The organism is Erysipelotrichaceae bacterium 66202529 (genome assembly GCA_017161075.1).
Classification (GTDB): Bacteria; Bacillota_I; Bacilli_A; order Erysipelotrichales; family Erysipelotrichaceae; genus Clostridium_AQ.
In genome coordinates this window covers 1,918,070-1,936,760 of record CP046174.1, presented here as the reverse complement: position 1 = coordinate 1,936,760, position 18,691 = coordinate 1,918,070, and the positions used below count along the sequence as shown (strand labels likewise).

The 18,691-nt window shown below is 44.4% G+C and carries 16 protein-coding genes and 2 pseudogenes; 2 read left to right on the top strand and 16 right to left on the bottom strand.

The annotated features are described in order from the left end of the window. Positions 1-16 precede the first annotated feature (16 nt). The 9 genes from GKZ87_09160 to GKZ87_09120 form a co-directional block, all read right to left on the bottom strand. A complete protein-coding gene (locus GKZ87_09160; protein QSI27929.1) occupies positions 17-1,639 on the bottom strand; it encodes a PTS glucose transporter subunit IIB in 1,623 nt (540 codons plus the stop codon). Between the two features lie 218 nt (positions 1,640-1,857). Beyond that, a complete protein-coding gene (locus GKZ87_09155) occupies positions 1,858-2,253 on the bottom strand; it encodes a DUF956 family protein (GenBank protein QSI25630.1) in 396 nt (131 codons plus the stop codon). 52 nt (positions 2,254-2,305) lie between these two features. After that, positions 2,306-3,220, bottom strand: coding sequence for a PTS mannose family transporter subunit IID (locus GKZ87_09150; protein QSI25629.1), 915 nt, complete (start codon positions 3,218-3,220; stop codon positions 2,306-2,308). 20 nt (positions 3,221-3,240) lie between these two features. Beyond that, entirely contained in the window at positions 3,241-4,056 is an 816-nt protein-coding gene (locus tag GKZ87_09145; protein QSI25628.1) for a mannose/fructose/sorbose family PTS transporter subunit IIC, read from the bottom strand. A gap of 19 nt (positions 4,057-4,075) precedes the next feature. Further along, the gene (manX, locus tag GKZ87_09140) at positions 4,076-5,056 is read right to left on the bottom strand and encodes a PTS mannose transporter subunit IIAB (protein ID QSI25627.1); all 981 of its coding nucleotides are present in this window, start codon (positions 5,054-5,056) and stop codon (positions 4,076-4,078) included. A gap of 911 nt (positions 5,057-5,967) precedes the next feature. Next, positions 5,968-6,138: a FeoB-associated Cys-rich membrane protein gene (locus GKZ87_09135; GenBank protein QSI25626.1), complete on the bottom strand. Its 171-nt coding sequence runs from the start codon at positions 6,136-6,138 to the stop codon at positions 5,968-5,970. A gap of 26 nt (positions 6,139-6,164) precedes the next feature. Next, on the bottom strand, positions 6,165-8,312 hold the full coding sequence (gene feoB / locus GKZ87_09130; GenBank protein ID QSI25625.1) for a ferrous iron transport protein B: 2,148 nt from the start codon (positions 8,310-8,312) through the stop codon (positions 6,165-6,167). A gap of 53 nt (positions 8,313-8,365) precedes the next feature. Then, complete coding sequence (locus GKZ87_09125; protein ID QSI25624.1) at positions 8,366-8,584, bottom strand: ferrous iron transport protein A; 219 nt, start codon at positions 8,582-8,584, stop codon at positions 8,366-8,368. Between the two features lie 11 nt (positions 8,585-8,595). Beyond that, positions 8,596-8,808: a ferrous iron transport protein A gene (locus GKZ87_09120; GenBank protein ID QSI25623.1), complete on the bottom strand. Its 213-nt coding sequence runs from the start codon at positions 8,806-8,808 to the stop codon at positions 8,596-8,598. Between the two features lie 751 nt (positions 8,809-9,559). Here GKZ87_09120 and GKZ87_09115 point away from each other — a divergent pair. Continuing rightward, complete coding sequence (locus tag GKZ87_09115) at positions 9,560-9,913, top strand: hypothetical protein (protein ID QSI25622.1); 354 nt, start codon at positions 9,560-9,562, stop codon at positions 9,911-9,913. Positions 9,914-9,979: 66 nt separating this feature from the next. On the opposite strand, the gene GKZ87_09110 is transcribed toward GKZ87_09115, so the two are convergent. The 5 genes and pseudogenes from GKZ87_09110 to GKZ87_09090 form a co-directional block, all read right to left on the bottom strand. After that, on the bottom strand, positions 9,980-10,159 hold the full coding sequence (locus GKZ87_09110; protein QSI25621.1) for a rubredoxin/rubrerythrin: 180 nt from the start codon (positions 10,157-10,159) through the stop codon (positions 9,980-9,982). A 71-nt stretch (positions 10,160-10,230) separates the two neighbouring features. Then, positions 10,231-11,518, bottom strand: a pseudogene (locus GKZ87_09105) (aminotransferase class I/II-fold pyridoxal phosphate-dependent enzyme). 106 nt (positions 11,519-11,624) lie between these two features. Further along, the gene (locus GKZ87_09100; GenBank protein ID QSI25620.1) at positions 11,625-11,771 is read right to left on the bottom strand and encodes a hypothetical protein; all 147 of its coding nucleotides are present in this window, start codon (positions 11,769-11,771) and stop codon (positions 11,625-11,627) included. A gap of 307 nt (positions 11,772-12,078) precedes the next feature. Continuing rightward, positions 12,079-15,156: an ATP-binding cassette domain-containing protein gene (locus GKZ87_09095; protein ID QSI25619.1), complete on the bottom strand. Its 3,078-nt coding sequence runs from the start codon at positions 15,154-15,156 to the stop codon at positions 12,079-12,081. A 190-nt stretch (positions 15,157-15,346) separates the two neighbouring features. Then, positions 15,347-15,832 carry a MarR family transcriptional regulator gene (locus GKZ87_09090; GenBank protein ID QSI25618.1) on the bottom strand — a complete coding sequence of 162 codons (486 nt, stop codon included), beginning with the start codon at positions 15,830-15,832 and terminating at the stop codon, positions 15,347-15,349. Positions 15,833-16,033: 201 nt separating this feature from the next. On the opposite strand from GKZ87_09090, the pseudogene GKZ87_09085 reads away from it, so the two are divergent. After that, positions 16,034-16,321: pseudogene (locus tag GKZ87_09085) on the top strand (family 1 glycosylhydrolase). A gap of 330 nt (positions 16,322-16,651) precedes the next feature. Here the strand turns inward: GKZ87_09085 and GKZ87_09080 are convergent. Together GKZ87_09080 and GKZ87_09075 are read right to left on the bottom strand one after the other, a co-directional pair. Next, positions 16,652-17,833, bottom strand: a complete 1,182-nt coding sequence (locus GKZ87_09080; protein ID QSI25617.1) for a putative C-S lyase — start codon at positions 17,831-17,833, stop codon at positions 16,652-16,654. Next, positions 17,830-18,678: a DUF3737 family protein gene (locus GKZ87_09075; protein QSI27928.1), complete on the bottom strand. Its 849-nt coding sequence runs from the start codon at positions 18,676-18,678 to the stop codon at positions 17,830-17,832. The genes GKZ87_09080 and GKZ87_09075 overlap by 4 nt, the downstream gene beginning before the upstream one ends. Between the last annotated feature and the right edge of the window lie 13 nt (positions 18,679-18,691).

Below are 18,691 nucleotides of genomic sequence, written 5' to 3'. Positions count from 1 at the left end.
CTTCCTGAACCTAAAGCTATAAGCCCTCACCAGTAGTATGGCGAGAGAGATAATCCTCCAAATCAGATTTTATGATTGTGACGCGCGGGCCGTATATAATCTGCAGACCGCGGCTTTTCTTATAAATCCCGGCTGCTCCGCTAGCTTTGAGCAGAATATCATCCGTAAGTGCTGTATCCTTCATCGTTACATGAAGCCGTGTTGCGCAGCAATCCAGACCGATGATATTATCCTTTCCGCCAAGTCCTGCACAAATCAGCGAGGACAGCGCATCCGATGAATTCACGGTTTTTTCTGCTTTCTTATCCGCATCCTTTTTCTCTGCCATATCCTTTTTCGTGAACAGCTTCACTTCTTCACTTTCCAATTCCCTTCCCGGTGTTTTATAATCAAATTTTATGATCAGATAATGAAACAGCAGATAGTAGACGGCAAAATAAAATATACCGACAATAACGATCATGATCCAGTTGGTTTTGGCATTTCCCTGTAAAACACCGAACAATACCATATCGATCAAGCCGCCGGAAAAGGTCAGTCCAACACCGACTTTCAGAATATGCATCAGCATGAAAGCAAGGCCTGCCAGAAGGCAGTGCAGGACATAGAGCAATGGTGCTGCGAATAGAAAGGTATATTCCAGCGGCTCTGTTATACCTGTCAGCATACTGGTCAATGCAGCAGATAACAGAAGGCCGCCAACAATTTTTTGTTTTTCAGGACGGGCACAGCGATACATAGCAAGCGCAGCACCCGGCAGTCCGAAAATCATCAGGGGAAATTTCCCTGCCATGAAGCGTGTCGCCTCCACACTGAAGCTTACTGTGTTTGGATCTGCAAGCTGGGCAAAAAATATATTCTGCGCTCCCTGCACGCTGACACCGGCAACCTCCATAGTTCCTCCCACTGCCGTCTGCCAGAATGGCAGATAGAACACGTGATGAAGACCAAACGGAATCAACGAGCGTTCGATAACCCCATAAAGAAATGTACCATAATAACCGGAGCTGCGGACAAGCTCTCCCAGCGCATAGATTCCCCCCTGAACCATTGGCCATATGTAAAACATCAGAATACCGACAAGCAAGTACACGATAGAACAGATGATAGGGACAAAGCGTGTCCCGCCAAAAAAGCTCAGAATCCGCGGCAGACGTATTTTGTAAAAACGATTGTGCAGAGCCGCAGTCCCTAATCCGACAATCACTCCGCCAAACATCCCCATCTGCAACGAAGTGATGCCTACAACCGATGTCACCGAACCCTGCGGCAGTCTTTGTGCCATGCCACTGATATCAAGCATGGTGCCAATGGAGGTATGCATGATAAAAAAGCTGATTGCTGCTGCAAGCACAGCAACTTCTTTTTCCTTTTTTGCCATTCCAAGGGCAACGCCCATGGCAAAGATCAGCGGCAGATTTGTAAATATGCTGTTGCCGGCATTGCTCATCACCTTTAAGACCGCATGTAAAAATGTACCCTCGCCTAAAAGCCACTGCAACCCATAAGCCGCTATCATATTGGAATTACTTAACGATTCCCCGATTCCCAGCAACAGCCCGGCAACCGGTAAAATGGCGATTGGCAGCATAAAGCTTCTCCCCACCCGCTGCAGCACATTGAGTATACGATCCTTCATATAACCTGTATGAACACATAAGAACGCGTTCATACACTCCTTTCCTTGTTAGATAAACCATATATAATATGGTAACAATTTCAAGGGATATTGTAAAGAAAAATCAAATTCTGATTTCCTGTAAAGCCTGTATATGTGTTACCAAATTTATGCGTCCTACACGGAAAAAGGGCAACAACATATTTGTTGAACCCCTTTTCTATAGCTATCGCATATTGTTAACAGGAAGCATGATCCCCCTTCTTTTTACGAAATATGTGTGTTACATTCCGTTTCATTACATCGAAGAAGCTTAGCGAGCGTACGATACGCTCCTCCTCCACATAGACTCTCACTGCCCGCAGCAGAGCCTTGTTGTTTCGTGAGGAGAAGGATAAGGTACCGCTGCTTTTCGTCATAATGGCAAAGCGTGAAATTCTGCGGCCCTTAAATAGTACAGAGGCAACAACCCGATCCACTTCCTCCCAGGGAATCTGAATATGATCCTTCACGTTTCGTTCATTGTAGAACTCAAACGCTCTATCTCCAACCATGATGCTTCCATAGCTGGTTAAGCCCAGATAGGATACCCCCTTGATTGTGTAATCCACCTTTGTATTTCTTGATTGTACCATAACGCTTTTCCTCCCTTGCTTGTCTGCTTCCAACCATATGCGTGTATATTTGTTACATCACGCCGCCAAGACGTGCCAGAATACCTACGATAAACAATGCGACGATGATAACGATCGGAGATACCTTTTTCCTTAACAGCCAGCAGCACAGCAGCGTTAACAGCAGAGCTGCCAGACCCGGAATCAGCTGATCCAGATTCTGCTGCAGAGTCGTTACCTTTTCCATATGCAAGCCGGTACTGCCTAGGGCATCATACTGTGTAATGGCTTCACGCACACCGTCAATTCCACTAGACAGGCTTCCCCATTCAATGTAAGCACCCTTTGCTTGTGTAACCGTAGATACAACCGGTGTAAAGGATATGCTTACCCAGCGCTGAACAAGAGAACCGATGATAAACATACCCAGGATAGAGGCTCCGCTTGTAATTTTTCCTAGCAGACCGCCGGATAAATCCTGTACGATGGAGGTTCCCACCTTATAGCCGAATTCCTGTGTATACCAGATAAATGCCCAGCGGATCACATTCCATGCCACAAAGAACAGCAACGGCCCAATGATATTGCCGGATAATGCTAAGGATGCTCCCAGTGCCCCCAGAATTGGACGCAGGGTAAACCAGAACACGGGATCACCGACACCGGCCAGCGGCCCCATCATACCGACCTTAACACCCTGTATAGCAGCATCATCCACTGCGATTCCGTTGGCACGCTCTTCCTCAAGCGCCAGCGTAACACCCATAACAGGTGCCGATACATATGGATGTGTATTATAGAATTCCATATGACGCTTCAACGCGGCAATCTGGTCTTCCTTATTCGGATACAGCTTTTTAATAGCCGGGATAATAGAATAGCACCAGCCGCCATTTTGCATACGCTCATAATTCCAGGAACCCTGAAGGAACTGATGACGCCATGCAACTGACAAACGATCTTTTTTAGATAATGTAATTTTTTCCATGTTTTCTTCCTCCTTCAAGATTAGTAGTCATTTAAGATATCACCAAGCGGATCTCCGGTGTTACTGCTTCCACCACCGTCTTGTGAACCATGCTCCTTCAGGCTCAGATACACCAGAGCGATAACAACACCGATGACACCAAGTGCAATCAGTGTCAGCTGATTCAAGGCAGCCAATACAAAGCCTAAAGCGAAGAACGGCCAGGTTTCTTTTGTAGCCATCATATTGATAACCATTGCATAACCTACAGCAGCTACCATGCCTCCACCAACAGCCATACCACCGGACAGCCAGTCCGGCATCTGATTCAATACACCGGTTACAACACTTGGCGATACAACACATAAAGCAGCAGCAGGAATCGCGATACGAACACCCTGCAGCAGGATAGCAAGCACCTGCCAGATTTCCATAGAGCGGATATTTCCCTTTTCAGCAGCGGCATCCATAAAGTGAACCATCGGAATTGCAATGGTACGGCAGATCATTGTTAAGAACAGCCCTGCAACAGACAGCGGTACAGCAACAGCAATGGATGTGGAAATAGCGGTATTTACATCGGTTGCGCCTCCCTGTAATCCCAGTACCATGATGATTGCGGATGCGACAGAGGCAAGTGCAGCATCGGGAGCAATCGCTGCTCCGACGTTTGCCCAGCCCAGGGCCATCATCTGCAGGGAGCCTCCTAATATGATGCCTTCCTTCATATGTCCGCTGACAATACCGATCAGCGTACAGGCTACCAGTGGCTGATGGAACTGAAATTCATCCAATACACCTTCCATACCAGCCAGCAGAGCAACAAGAACGATTAGTAAAATTGTTATAATTGACATTATGCTTTCCTCCTGTTCATCAAGCCAGTTCTGCTTTGGCTTTCTTTATAATATCTTCCATATTCTCTTTGGAATCATTCGGTACCTTGCGTACATCAAAACGGATTCCCTTCGCCTTTAGCTTTTCAAAGGTTTTTACATCCTCTTTTCCTAAAGACAATACCTTGCTTACAGCAATTTTCCCTACGGAATGTGCCATAGAGCCGATATTCAGCTCCTTTACATCAACGCCGCCCTCAATGGCACGCAGTGCATCCTGCGGTGTTTCAAACAGCAGCATTGCTTTTGTATCTCCAAAGCGCGGATCCTTTGCGACCTGGATCATTTTATCAACCGGAACGACATTTGCCTTTACTCCCGGAGGAGCCGCCTGTTCAATCAGATTTTTACGCAGCGCATCCTTTGCCACACCATCGGACACAACGATGATACGCGTCGGCTTTACCGTCTTTGTCCATGCGGTGGCAACCTGTCCATGCAAGAGTCTGGAATCAATACGTGCCAGCACGTATTCGATATGTCCATCGCCAAGAATCGTACCCTCCGGTATCGCTCCCTGCTGCTTTGGCGCTTCAGCTACAGGCTGTTCTTCGACAGGCTCCAGCTGTTCAGGTAACAGCCTGACGCCTTCCTTTGCCACACGGAATATGTGTGCAGCAATTTCATGTGCTGTTTCCATAGACATTCTTGAAGCAAATGCTTCAATTAGCATCGGCAGATTCAAGCCTGTTACAACAGCCCACTGCGCTTCATGTCCATGGAACAATCCGCTTGTCTGATTGAATGGTGTCCCGCCCCAAAGATCTACAAGAAATAAAACCTGTTCAGGATTTTCAAATGTAGTGAGTGCTTCTTCCATTTTTGCCCGGATATCATCAGGCCCTTCGCTAGGCTGCAGTGTAACTGCTTTTACATCCTGCTGTACTCCGAAAATCATTTCACCGGACTGCAGGATGCCTTTCGCGAAGTCACCGTGACTTGCCAGAATAATTCCTACCATTTTTTCTCCTACCTTTCTGTTTGAATCGTTCGTAATGCAAAAAAACAGGCATAACTTTTCAAAAGGATAGACCTCGCCCTATGGCAAGTCTTCTTTTCGAATAGTTAATGCCTGTCATTTATAACAGTAACACACCACGAATATTCATTTTTTACAGGGATATGATATCATTGAAATCGCTTACTGTCAAATCTTTTTCACAAAATTATACGATGTGTCTGATTTCCATATGTAAAGTTTTTTTCATAACATTATACTATGTGATGGTTTTGTTTGTAATTATTCAAAAAAACGGCAAATAATACAAAGTGTTTTATGTAATCATATTGAGTGGAAAAGGTCATAAAACAAATACAGCCAGTCTTTACCCAAGACACTTTTCCTAATGCACTTCCTAAATGCTGTTATCAATGAAAATTACTATACAGTATCCAAAGAAGGTACGATTTACAGTCCTTTGAAAAATAGAGAGGTATCAGCATATGAAAGAAAATATTGCAATATGACAGCTACAGGGGCTTGTAAGCTAATCCTTGATATAAATCACATAGATATAAGTGAGAGTAATCTAAACAAGATACAATATACAGCACTTCCTCTAATAGGGACATCGTACAGCAGACCGTTATGAAATCAGGCAATATGTAGTATTCCTTTCTGATTGATGGTATCAATGTATTCAGTCTGACATTGCTTTTTTGCGTGCTGTCCTTATGCTCCCTGCATCCTCGTAGCTTTATTTCTTCTGATAGCGGATTAAAATTTTTCAGGGTAGTTACAAAGAAGCAAGAGCTGTGATTTTGTATGTGCAAAAAGCTGTGAAGCCGCCTCCTGCAATGTGGTCATCATCCCGCTTCACAGCGTTCCTTCGAAAAAGCAAAAACGCTCTCCTTTCAGAGAACGTCTCTTTTCTAAATGTTTTGCTTTTCTCCCTGCTTGTATGCTTCATACAGCCCGTGTCCGTGTGTGCAGCTTTTGGAACAGCCACTGCATCCTCCGCTGCAGGAATCATCCTTGCGAATAGAGCGTACAGCGAACACGATGAGTACAAGCAGAAGCAGCGATATGATAAGTGTAGCCATGATGGCTCAACTCCTTTCCTTACAGCCTATGCGTTGGCATTTGCTTTCACCGAGGCAACCTGTCGTTTAGATTCCGGACGAAACAGCAGGACAAGCAGCACCAGCAGAACAAGCAGTGCAATCACTGTACCAATCGTGAAGACTCCAGTTGTGAAGAAGGTCGCGAACTGGAAAATCATGAAGGCAACCGCATAAGCAAAGATACACTGGTATGCAACTGCGAAAATCGTCCATTTTGCATTGTTCATTTCCCGCTTGATTGCTCCAATCGCCGCAAAGCAGGGCGCACACAGCAGATTGAATACAAGGAAGGAATACGCAGCAGCTACGGTAAAGCCTGCGGCCAGTGTTCCCCAAATCTGGGCACCATCCTCTGCCACTTCACCAAATCCATACAGAATCCCAAAGGTCGCAACAACATTTTCCTTTGCGACCAGACCCGTAATTGCCGCAACGGATGCCTGCCATTCTCCCCAGCCAAGCGGCGCAAACAGCGGTGCAATGGCAGAGCCCAGATTTGCAAGAAAGCTTTCATTCAGCTGGCTTTCCTCCAGCATAGTGAAGCTGCCATCTACCATGCCGAAATTAGAGGTAAACCAGATAAAAATCGTAGACAGCAGGATAATGCTTCCCGCCTTCTTGATAAAGCTCCATCCTCTTTCCCACATACTGCGAAGAACGTTCAATGCTTTGGGAATATGATATGCAGGAAGCTCCATAACAAAGGGAGAAGGATCTCCTGCGAACAGGCGTGTTTTCTTTAACATGATACCGGAACAGATGACCGCCGCAATACCGACAAAATATGCACTTGGTGCGACCCAGCTTGCTCCCTGAAATAACGCCCCGGCAATCAGAGCGATGATGGGAAGCTTAGCACTGCATGGAATAAAGGTTGTCGTCATAATCGTCATACGGCGATCCTTTTCACTTTCAATCGTACGGCTTGCCATAATGCCCGGCACACCGCATCCGGTACCGATCAGCATCGGGATAAAGGATTTTCCGGATAAGCCAAATTTACGAAAGACACGATCCATGATGAAGGCGATGCGTGCCATATAGCCGCAATCCTCCAGAATAGCCAGAAACAGAAAGAGCACAAGCATTTGCGGAACAAAGCCAAGAACTGCTCCTATCCCAGCAATGATACCATCGACAATCAAAGAAACCAGCCACCCTGCGGTTCCAATGCCTTCCAGAAAGGAAGTCACGGCAGGAGGAATGATATCTCCAAACAGCACATCATTTGTCCAGTCGGTAACATACGTACCAACCGTTGTTACCGATACGTAGTATACAAGATACATGACAACTGCAAAAATCGGCAGTGCCAGCCAGCGATTGGTTACGATATGATCAATACGGTCAGATATACGCATGCCGCTATGTCTTTTCACATATGTTTGCTTGATGATGCCGGCAAGGTATGCATAACGTTCATTTGTGATAATGCTTTCTGCATCATCGTCATAAGCAGCCTCCAGCTCCTTACGCAGTTTTGCTACAACCGCATTGTCCTGACCATTCAGCGGTGCTGCCGTCAGGACTTTTTCATCAGCCTCCAAATACTTTACGGCATACCAGAAGGTGCTTGCACCCTTTTCCTGAATCGATGGAAGCTCAGCAATCCGTGTCAGGGCATCCTTCAACATCCCGCTGTATATATTGACATATGGAACAGCCTCATCTTTCAGCATACCTACCGCTTTTTCAATCAACTCATCCAGCCCGCGGTTCTTCAATGCGGAGACCTCAATTACCGGAATATGCAGCAGCCTTGATAATTGTCCGGTATCAATTTCTGTAGTTTCCTGCTGAATCAAATCCATCATATTCAATGCTGCAATCACCGGAATCCCTGTCTCCTGCAGCTGTGTTGTCAGATACAGATTGCGTTCCAGGTTGGTCGCATCTATAATATTGATAATCAGATCGGGCCGCTCCTCAATCAGATAATTCCTTGCCACAACTTCATCCAGAGAATATGGAGACAAGGAATAAATTCCTGGAAGATCTGTAAGAATGATATCCTTATGTCCCTTCAGCTTTCCTTCCTTTTTTTCCACTGTGACACCCGGCCAGTTTCCAACATACTGATTACTGCCTGTCAATGCGTTAAACATCGTTGTTTTACCACAGTTTGGGTTTCCAGCCAATGCAATTCTTCTCATAAGTTCCCTCCTTTGTTAGTTTACACTAACTCAATTCTTAAAAAAAATATATCCTATTCCACTTCAATCAGTGCTGCATCTGCCTTACGGATGCTTAGTTCATAGCCGCGCACAGTTAACTCGATGGGATCTCCCAGCGGCGCAACCTTGCGTACATAAATTTCCGTATTTTTTGTCAGTCCCATATCCATCAGCTTTTTCTTGACGGATCCGGTAGAATTCAGCTTACGGATCGTCACACTGTTTCCGGGTTTTACTTCTTTTAATATCATACGTTTCCCTCCTATTTCACATGAATGCGGTTGGACAGACTTCGATCCAATGCAATGCGTGTATCCTTCACATGGATGATGACATTCCCGCTCAGCTCGTTCACTACACTTACATCAGCGCCTTCTACAAAGCCCAGGGATGCAAGCTGACTGCGAACCTCGTCTTTGCCGTTTACCTTTGCAATTTGAAAGTTTTTTCCAACCGGTGCACTTGTCAGTACCATATGTCAGCCTCCTTTGTTAGTTTATACTAACCTTTTGTATCCAAATATTAGCACAGGCTAACACCCATTGTCAACAATTATTTCCATGTATGCCCTTTCAGTTTTTCCTTTGTCAAGAAATATGCCTGAAAAGAGAACACCAAACGTGTAAAACAGCTATTATGCATTAAAAATCACGCAAGCAAGGATATATCGCCAGACAGCTTTGCTGTATGGATTGATAAGCAGCTCCTTTCAAAAACATTACTGTGCCCTCCTACCGTCTTTTCAGCATCACAAGATTATAAATACGCCGGACGCAGCTAAAAGGACAGATGTGACTGTATGAGGCAATCACACAATGATGAAAAATACTAGCCATTTGTTTTCTATTCGAGGTTTAGAAGTATACTGAAAAAGCTGCTTTATCATTGCCTTTATATTTTCGCACTTCGCAAACAAAGATTTATTATGTATGCTTTAAAATCTTTTCTGAAACATTCCAATACTATAATTATATCACATTTCTATAGTTGGATATAGCCTTATAATTTAGAGGCATATGTATTACACTTTACTTAGATATTAAGCTAGCTGGCGATATCAAAAGGAGGAAACAGTATGCAACCTACATTAACTGACAAACCATCATATTCAGGAGTTTCCTATTCATTCGGCAATCAGACAAAGAGCAGCGATGTAAATTTCATAGATATAGGGTGTAAACCATACGATATCCAGATTTTAAAGCCGTTCCCCTTAAATTATGTATATGGAAACAGAATATAATAGTATAAAGTTTGATTTTGAAAATAAAACTTTTCAAATTTTAAATGGAACAAAGGGCACTTTTTCTCTAAATCATATTGAAAGATGTGCAGTGTTAAATGAAAAAGCAAATAAAAAAGGGAAACAGGAACCATTCTTAGCTCTTATGCCTGAAAAAGGCTTGCCAACCGGAATACTGTCAACACCCTATTTATTTGTCGGAATTAGAATCATTATGAAAGATGGCTCTAAACTAGCTGTATATATTTCAGAAAACAAAACACAGGTCGGTACAGAGCAATATGAGAAGGATAGAGAAAAAGCAAAGGAAATCGTATATCTATTAAATAAGAAATAATTAAAAAAAGGATGTCATTCTCCTGTTTACAAGGTCTGACATCCTTTTCATAGTTTCTGAAGGCTTCTATTCCTCTTCCTGAACGGCAAAAAACTGATTGGTCGCTGCTGCGATTTCCGTAGCCAGATCACGCTGCTGGAAATTTTCTTTTCCACTGTCGCATAACGGGCACAGATAATCGTCCGCTTCTTTTGTGAAATCTTCACCGTCATAGGTATATCCACAAATACTGCACATCCATGTCATATCATATGTCCTCACTTTCTCTGTGCTTTATTATACACAAGAACGTTCATTATGTCATTTATTTTGCCAGCTTAGATTGCAGAAAAGCCCTGTTTCAGATCCTCCAGTATATCATCAATATGCTCTGTGCCAATAGAAAGGCGAATTGTTTGCGGTGTGATTCCGACAGCCGCAAGCTCTTTTTCGCTCATCTGGGAATGTGTGGTTGAGGCTGGATGAATGACTAATGATTTTACATCAGCGACATTTGCGAGCAGAGAGAAAACCGTCAGCGATTCGGTAAAGGTCTTTGCCTGTTCCTCACTTCCGTTCAATTCAAAGGTAAAGATAGAGGCACCGCCATTTGGATAATAGGATTCATACAATTCCTTTTCTCTGCCCTGTGCGAGTGATGGATGATGTATACGGCCTACCATAGGCTGCTTCTTAAGAAATTCAACGACCTTTACTACATTTTCCACATGCCGCTCAACGCGCAGGGAAAGGGTTTCCAGCCCCTGCAGAAGTAAAAAGGAATTAAACGGAGACAGGCATGCCCCCTGATCACGCATCAGTGTGGTGCGAATTTTCATGATATAGGCGATGTTGCCGCATGCCTGTGCAAAGACGATGCCATGATAGGACGGATTCGGCTTGGATAGGCCTGGAAATTTTTCATTCTGTGACCAGTCAAAATGACCGCCGTCTACAATGACACCCCCCATTACCGTTCCATGCCCGCCAATAAACTTGGTTGCGGAATGGACAACGATATCTGCCCCATGCTCTAGCGGACGAAACAGAAACGGAGTCGCAAAGGTATTATCCACGATCACCGGTATGCCATGACGGTGAGCAATGGCAGAAACAGCCTCCAGGTCAATGATATCCGCATTCGGATTCCCCAGAGCTTCCAGATATACAGCCTTCGTATTTTCCTGAATCGCTGCTTCAAAATTATTGGGATTGTGTCCATCCACAAAGGTTGTTGTGATCCCGCTGTCCCTTAATGTATTAGCAAACAGATTATAGGTTCCTCCATACACCGTGGAGGAGGATACAATATGGTCTCCACATGCTGCGATATTACGGATTGCATAATCAATTGCCGCAGAACCGGAAGCGGTAGCCAAGGCTGCTGCGCCCTGTTCCAAAGCTGCCATACGCTGCTCAAATACATCCGATGTCGGATTCATCAGACGACTGTAGATATTGCCCCCCCTCTTGTAAGGCAAAACGCTGGGCAGCCTGCCGGGAATCCTTAAAAACATAGGAGGTTGTGGCATAAATCGGCACAGCTCTGGCATCGGTAGTGGGGTCTGCCTGTTCCTGTCCGGCATGCAGCTGCAGGGTTTCAAACTTATATGCTTTCTCTTTCATTTAGGTTCCTCTCTTTCAAACCCTATTAAATCAGTAGGTTTAGTGAGATTATACGGGTGTTTTGCCTTATTGTCAATATACTTTCATACATTTTTGAAAATAATTATCATACGATTGTAAATAATTTCATACAAAATAAGCGCACGTTTAACAGCATACCGCCCCATACGAATCCGGCACCGATCTGTCCGACTGCCAGCAGCTTGGAGAAAAATACAACAGAACGAATTGCATAGTGTAAAGTGACATGCAATCACCTGCAAAGCAGCATACAGATTGTCTTTTTACAGGTTAGCGTATTTCGCAAAGGAAAAGGAAAGCGCCCGTTTATCCTCTGTGGATAGAAGACTGCTTTCCTTTGCTTGATTTAGGATAGTACCTGTCGCAAGGTAATATCGTATCTGGCATTATGTGTAATGTGGCGATTGTTTACATCACTTTCTGATCTTTTCATTTAACTGCCTTATGGTCATACCGTGTATAGGATAGCACCATCCAGCTGCTTTCCAGTATTGGCACATATGAAATATCCCAGTCCAACTATACTACCTGCATTCTTTTTATTCCGTGCGAAGTGCTGTCACCGGATCCTCCAGTGCTGCTTTCTTAGATGGAATCAGACCACCGAGCAGCGTCAGAATCACACTCAAAACGATTAGGATGATACCGCCGGCAATCGGCAGTGCCGCACTCACCTCTACATTGCCTGCAAGATGATGTATCAGCATATTTCCCGGAATGAGCAGCAGTAGGGTAATGATAATACCCAGAAGTCCTGCCAGCAACCCGATGATAAACGTCTCGGCATTGAATACCTGAGAGATATTTTTCTTGGAAGCACCGATCGCGCGCAGGATTCCGATTTCCTTCTTACGCTCCAGTACGCTGATATACGTGATAACACCAATCATGATGGAGGATACGACTAGGGAGATTGCCACAAAGGCAATCAGCACATAGCTGATAACGTTAATGATATCTGTAACAGACGACATCAGTGTTCCAACATAATCGGTGTAGGAAATAACCTTATCCTCATCCACCTTTTTCATATCAGCGTTGTAGCCGTCCAAAACGTCAATCACCTTCTGCTTGCTTTCAAAATCCTTTGGATAAATACTGATACCACCTGGCTTATCCAGATCGGCATATCCCAGATTTTTCAGATTTCCGTCATAGGAGGAAACCTCACTCGTCATTAACGACATCATCAGCTCGGATAATTCTTCTTCATTCATATTCATTTTGATTGCCTTTGCGAATGCACTGGCATCAATCTGTATAGCATCCTGCATATTGGCCGCAAACTTACTCATCTGGCCTTGCAGCTGTCTGCCAAGCTCCTGCTGCAGCTGCTTCGTAAAGGATGATGCGTACTGTGTCATCATCGCTTCCATCTGCTTTTGCAGCTGTGTCTGAAACTGCTGTGTCAGTCCGCTTTCCTGCAGAACATTCATCAGCTCTCCCTGAATGAGCTGCTGTGCAGGCTGTGTCTGTACATAGGCAATCATGTATTCATTCATTTTGGTTGGATCCAGCAATGCATTGTTCATGAGATATTTCTGGAAATCCGTTTGCAGTGTGGCGGCCAGTTTCTGCAGCTGTTCTTCTGAAATCGTAACCTTCATCCCGGCTAGAACAGATTGGAAATCAAGCTGTGGGAGCTGTGACATATCCAATTTGATATTGCTTAAATCAAGCTGTGACATATCCATATTCAGCTTGCTCTGATCAAAAGAGAATGCCTGCTTCAGCATATCCGCATCAACTGTGAATAAAGAATTCATATCAAATTTACTGTGTTCTTTGTCTGTAAAGGACTTTCCGGTAAACACATCCGTATTAGGCTTTGCAAGCTGCTTTTTTACAATATCGCTGTCCTTCGCCTGATTGATCACGTGCATGGTCAAATCAGCTGGATAGGCAATACCCGCCTTCAGCATTGTTGCAGTTGCGGACTCTACCGGCTGAACAACACCGACGATTCGAATATCCTCTCCGTTGTTGACCAGCTTTTTCATATAGCTCTTATCGTCTGTCTTATCCTTATAAACATTATATTTCTCATCGTATTGATAATAATCCTTTGCATTTACAAGCTTAAACTGCTTACCGACAATTTCATCATAGGAATAGGAACGGCTTTCATCGGGAACCTTGACCTTTTCATCCTTCGAAAACTGTTCCACCATCTGATCCAGCTCCTTATAATCACGCAAACCCAGTGTATACAGCATAAAATCATTGATATTTCCGTTTTTTGTTAAAACAAGCACACATTCCTTGTAGCCTTTTGGCCATCTTCCCGCTTTGATATCATATTGATTTTCATACAGCTTCGCATTGCTTGGCATCTGGTAGAAGACATCTGTACTCATCATGGCGGACATCATGCTGTTGGTGTTGCTGGAGGAGCCAAATCCCAGCGAGGAAAAAGACGTATCCGGATGTACCTGACGGATCGTACCCGCATCCGTACGGTAAATCTGCGGTGCTACGGTGTACGTATATTCTATGGAATTTGTATTGCTTTCAATATCCGTCTTTCCACTGTCCAGATAGTGCTTTAAGGAGGTCAGATCGTTGGATCCGATCTTGGAGAACATATTGGTGATCATCTGAGATACATGAATCTTTGTCTCATCCTTCTCCCCCTGCTTCTGATTGGGGTTTCCATCCGTCATCATGGAGGTGATATCAAACCCTGTGCTTTGTATTTGCAGCGGATATTCCGATAAAGTATCCTCCTCTATGGATTGGATGTACTGATTGACTCCGTTGGATAGGGAGAGAATCAGCGCTATTCCTATAATACCAATAGAGCCCGCAAAGGAGGTCAGGATCGTTCGTGCCTTTTTCGTACGCAGATTATTAAAGCTCAAAAGCAAGGAGGTTGTAAAGGACATGGAAGATTTTCCCATATTTTCATGCTTTGGCTGTTCCAGCTCCTCCTCCCTCACCTCGTAGGGATCAGAATCACTGCGGATACGACCGTCACGCAGCTCCACGATACGTGTCGCATAGTCCTGTGCCAGCTCCGGATTGTGTGTTACCATGACGACAAGGCGATCCTTGGCAACCTCCTTCAACAGGTTCATGACCTGTACACTCGTATCGCTGTCCAGTGCACCTGTAGGCTCATCCGCCAACAGGATATCCGGATCATTCACCAAAGCACGGGCGATGGCAACACGCTGCATCTGTCCCCCGGACATCTGGTTTGGCTTTTTATGTCCTTGTTCTCCCAGACCTACCTCTTCCAGCGCCTGTTTAGCCTTCTGTCTTCGCTCTGCTTTCGATATACCGGAAATCGTTAAAGCAAGCTCAACATTTGCCAGAATCGTCTGATGCGGAATCAGATTATAGCTTTGGAATACAAAGCCGATCGTATGATTACGATAGGAATCCCAGTCTCTGTCCCTGTATTTTTTCGTCGATATCCCGTTGATAATCAAATCACCCTCATCATAACGGTCGAGCCCTCCGATGATATTTAAAAGCGTTGTCTTTCCGGAACCACTCGGCCCCAGTATGGCCACAAATTCATTGTCCCGCAAATTCAGACTCACACCGTCAAGTGCCTTCTGTATTAAACTGCCTGTCTTATACTGCTTGTGTATATTTTTTATCTGAAGCATACTACGAATCTTCCTTTCTGTCTGTTTTCTTTAATCGCCTAACATCCATCAGTATATAAAATAACCGGCACCGACATTCCCCTGGACTAGGTGTCTGCCCGATTGTTCTGTGGTACCCAATAAATACATTCTGTATGGATAAGAGGCTGCTCTATCTCAATCCTTACTGCTATCTGTTCAACAGCATTGTTTATTCTTCATGCAGCCGGGCGAGCTCCTTTCGGTATTGTTCCAGATATAAGCCTGCCTGATTCAAAAACACCCGGATGATTTCCGTATCGTGCTCACTGTAGTCCGATATAATTTCACTGATACCCTCATACATCTTTTTACGCAGCACACACTGTTCCCGATTCACCTGTTCCCCCTGCGGTGTCAGCTCCAGATAGATATCCTTGGCATTTGTTTTGCTTTTTATCTTGCGTATTAGATGCTTTTTCTCCAGCTTGGCAGCCATCTGTGAAACTGCCCCCTTGGTAATTCCCAGCACCTCTCCGATTTCCGACATTTTTATGCCCTTATGAGATGCAATGGCATCCATAAAAAATAAGCCTGCGGAATTTGTTGTAATATTCCCCTGAAAGGTAATCGGGGTGATTCTGATCTGGTTCATTTTACAAGAAATGCTGTAAAATTCATCCATAAACGCATTGATATCTTCTCTTTTCATATACATTTCCTCTTTAGATTTTAGTTTAACGCTAAACTATTGCCGTGTCAAGGAAACTTAGCGGGAAGCTGCTGTTTATAACAAAACTGTTATTATACATGGCTTGAAACCAATCAGAAAAATGAAGATAACACCTGTTTCCTGCTGCTTTCTTACTGCATTGTAAAAATCGTAAAGGATTAGGCATATCGTATATAAACACTCTTTGATCAGGTAGAGGAGGATCAGAGTATTCATGATCTATACCGCATCGAATACCTGCGGCAGCATATCGCACAGGTAAAGGAATGTATTCTTGACGGCGTGTCTGTTCTTGGTTATCTAAGCTGGGGGCCGATCGATATTGTATCCTCCTCCAGTGCGGAAATGAGCAAGCGCTATGGATATATTTATGTAGATTTGAATGACTGGGGAGAAGGCAGCGGCAAACGTTTAAAAAAGGATTCCTTCTTCTGGTACGCACGTGTCATAGAGACCAACGGGGATGCTTTATAGCGTGTACAGCAGGCAGATACTGCAGCAGAAATGTCTGCTGTATGAAGCATGATGTATGGACATATGGTTTCCTTATGAAAAAAAATCAGTATGCATGAAATTTACATACTGATTTTTTAAGTGTTTCATGAATTGGAGCAGTACAGTACCTTATCGAAGAAAAACTGATGATTTACGATTTAACGGATGCTTTCCAGCTATTTTCCTGTGCTTACAGAAAACAGGAATATAGCTGCGTTTGAATAAAGCTACAGGATAGCAGTGTCCTGCTTTCATATAATCTGTCCAACAGCAGGGCTTCGCTGGACAGATCATGTACGCATTTACCTCTCAGCATACGGCGGCATAGCTTTGTGTGAATTCCTCTACGCCTGCTTTTAACCGTCGCAGACCTTCCAGCAGCTGCTCTTTGGAACATGCAATATTCATGCGGATAAAGTCCTCTCCGGCTGTTCCGTAAGCCGATCCTTTGGATACCAGAAGTCCCTGCTCTGCACGCAGATAGTCACAGAGCGTATCGACAAAGGGATGCAGAATCGTGCAGTCGATCCACAGCAGATAGGTTGCTTCCGCTTCAACAGGATGTAGCTGCGGTATATGCTTTTCCAGAAAATGCTGTGCTGTCTTTCGATTCGCCCAGAGGTATCTTCGCAGGCTCTCCAGCCATTCCTCACCCTCCTGAAACGCTGCTGTAACAGCCTCACAGGCGAACACATTCGGCTCCGCCACCTCATCGTTGTTCAGTCCTCTCCAAACCTTATGACGGAGTGCTTCATTTGCGATGACAACACAGGCTGCCTGCAGCCCAGCAAGATTGAATGCCTTACTTGCGGATAAGCAGGTGATGCTGTTTTCCCGACACGCCTCATTTACTGAGGCAAACGGTATATAAGCCTTCCCCGGTACGCATAGATCACAGTGAATCTCATCACTGACAACCGTCACATGATGTTTGACACACAACGCATTGATTTTTGCTAGCTCCTCCCTGCTCCAGAGCTTGCCGATTGGATTATGCGGATTACATATAATCATCAGGGTTGTTTGTAAAGCCGCGAGCTTTTGTTTTAAATCGGCATAGTCGATATGATAATCGCCGTTTTCATACACCAAATTACTGGTGATCACCTTACGTCCATTGTTGCGGATGGAATTGTAAAATATGTTATATACAGGGGCCAGTATCAGCACCTGCTCAGCCGGTGCTGTCAGTCTTCTGATAATGGAAGAAACTGCCGGAACCACTCCGCTGCTGAACAGCATCCATTCCCTTTGCATATCAAAGCCGTACCGTCTGCTCCACCAGCTTTGGTATGCCATATAATACGTTTCCGGTATATCACTGTAGCCATAGATTCCAAAAGCCGCCTTTTTCTGTACAGCCTCGCGTATACAGGGAGCCGTTTGGAAATCCATATCGGCCACCCACATTGCCAGCTCACCCTCCTTTACGTTCCATTTCAAAGAATTTGTGTTTCGCCGGTCAATCAGCCGGTCAAACTCATACTTCATGCCACCAGCTCCCGTACACTGATCTGGGTTCTGGAGGGATCCACATATTCCTCTTCGAAAATAATCTGCTTGATTTCCTCTGCCCGTATAATCCCCTCATATGGATTCGTAATACTGTCCACGGAAGAAACGATATCCGCTTTCACGCTGGAGTATTCAAAGGCCAGTGTCGTATTTAACAGCTTACAATTTTCAAGAATAACATTGTCCATATAGCACATCCCCTGCAGACTGTCGATTGTACAATTCACAAAACGGATATTTTTAGAATTCCAGCCCAGATATTCGCCAACGATTAAAGAGTCATATACCGTGACATTTTCACAGTTCCAAAAGGCATCCTTGGATAACAGCTTAGCGTTGCGGATTTCCATGCTTTTAGCTCCGTCAAATGCGTAATTTCCGGATAATGTAAAATCGCAGATACGAATATTTTCAGAGTTCATCGCAAAATAATTCCCATTGGCACTCATATGCTTTATTGTGATATCCTTACAGCTCCACAGGGTTTCTTCCGCATTGGGAAGCTGTACATTCACTAGCGTAACTCCCTCACATCTGCGAAAGGTCTTCGGTGCCTGGATAAAGCAGTCCTGCATGGTTATATTTTTCGTATACCAGATACCGGAGCGTGCGGTATCCAGCAGGGTTGTATGCTCACAGAAAATATCCTTACTGTACCATAACGGATACTTCCATTTGAATATGCTGTTTGTCAGCCTGATGTTTCTGCTTTCCTTTAACGGCGATTCACCATCGGCAAACGTACAATCCCATATCTCCTGATCCTGTGCATGAAATAACGCTCGTTCTCCTGTTAAATATTGTTGTTTGATTTGTTTCATCATGATTCCTCCT

Bases quoted from the DNA above. Each gene is read 5' to 3' on its own strand.
- GKZ87_09160 (QSI27929.1), bottom strand. From the start codon at position 1,639: ATGAAGGATCGTATACTCAATGTGCTGCAGCGGGTGGGGAGAAGCTTT.
- GKZ87_09155 (QSI25630.1), bottom strand. From the start codon at position 2,253: ATGGTACAATCAAGAAATACAAAGGTGGATTACACAATCAAGGGGGTA.
- GKZ87_09150 (QSI25629.1), bottom strand. From the start codon at position 3,220: ATGGAAAAAATTACATTATCTAAAAAAGATCGTTTGTCAGTTGCATGG.
- GKZ87_09145 (QSI25628.1), bottom strand. From the start codon at position 4,056: ATGTCAATTATAACAATTTTACTAATCGTTCTTGTTGCTCTGCTGGCT.
- manX (QSI25627.1), bottom strand. From the start codon at position 5,056: ATGGTAGGAATTATTCTGGCAAGTCACGGTGACTTCGCGAAAGGCATC.
- GKZ87_09135 (QSI25626.1), bottom strand. From the start codon at position 6,138: ATGGCTACACTTATCATATCGCTGCTTCTGCTTGTACTCATCGTGTTC.
- feoB (QSI25625.1), bottom strand. From the start codon at position 8,312: ATGAGAAGAATTGCATTGGCTGGAAACCCAAACTGTGGTAAAACAACG.
- GKZ87_09125 (QSI25624.1), bottom strand. From the start codon at position 8,584: ATGATATTAAAAGAAGTAAAACCCGGAAACAGTGTGACGATCCGTAAG.
- GKZ87_09120 (QSI25623.1), bottom strand. From the start codon at position 8,808: ATGGTACTGACAAGTGCACCGGTTGGAAAAAACTTTCAAATTGCAAAG.
- GKZ87_09115 (QSI25622.1), top strand. From the start codon at position 9,560: ATGGAAACAGAATATAATAGTATAAAGTTTGATTTTGAAAATAAAACT.
- GKZ87_09110 (QSI25621.1), bottom strand. From the start codon at position 10,159: ATGACATGGATGTGCAGTATTTGTGGATATACCTATGACGGTGAAGAT.
- GKZ87_09095 (QSI25619.1), bottom strand. From the start codon at position 15,156: ATGCTTCAGATAAAAAATATACACAAGCAGTATAAGACAGGCAGTTTA.
- GKZ87_09090 (QSI25618.1), bottom strand. From the start codon at position 15,832: ATGTATATGAAAAGAGAAGATATCAATGCGTTTATGGATGAATTTTAC.
- GKZ87_09080 (QSI25617.1), bottom strand. From the start codon at position 17,833: ATGAAGTATGAGTTTGACCGGCTGATTGACCGGCGAAACACAAATTCT.
- GKZ87_09075 (QSI27928.1), bottom strand. From the start codon at position 18,678: ATGAAACAAATCAAACAACAATATTTAACAGGAGAACGAGCGTTATTT.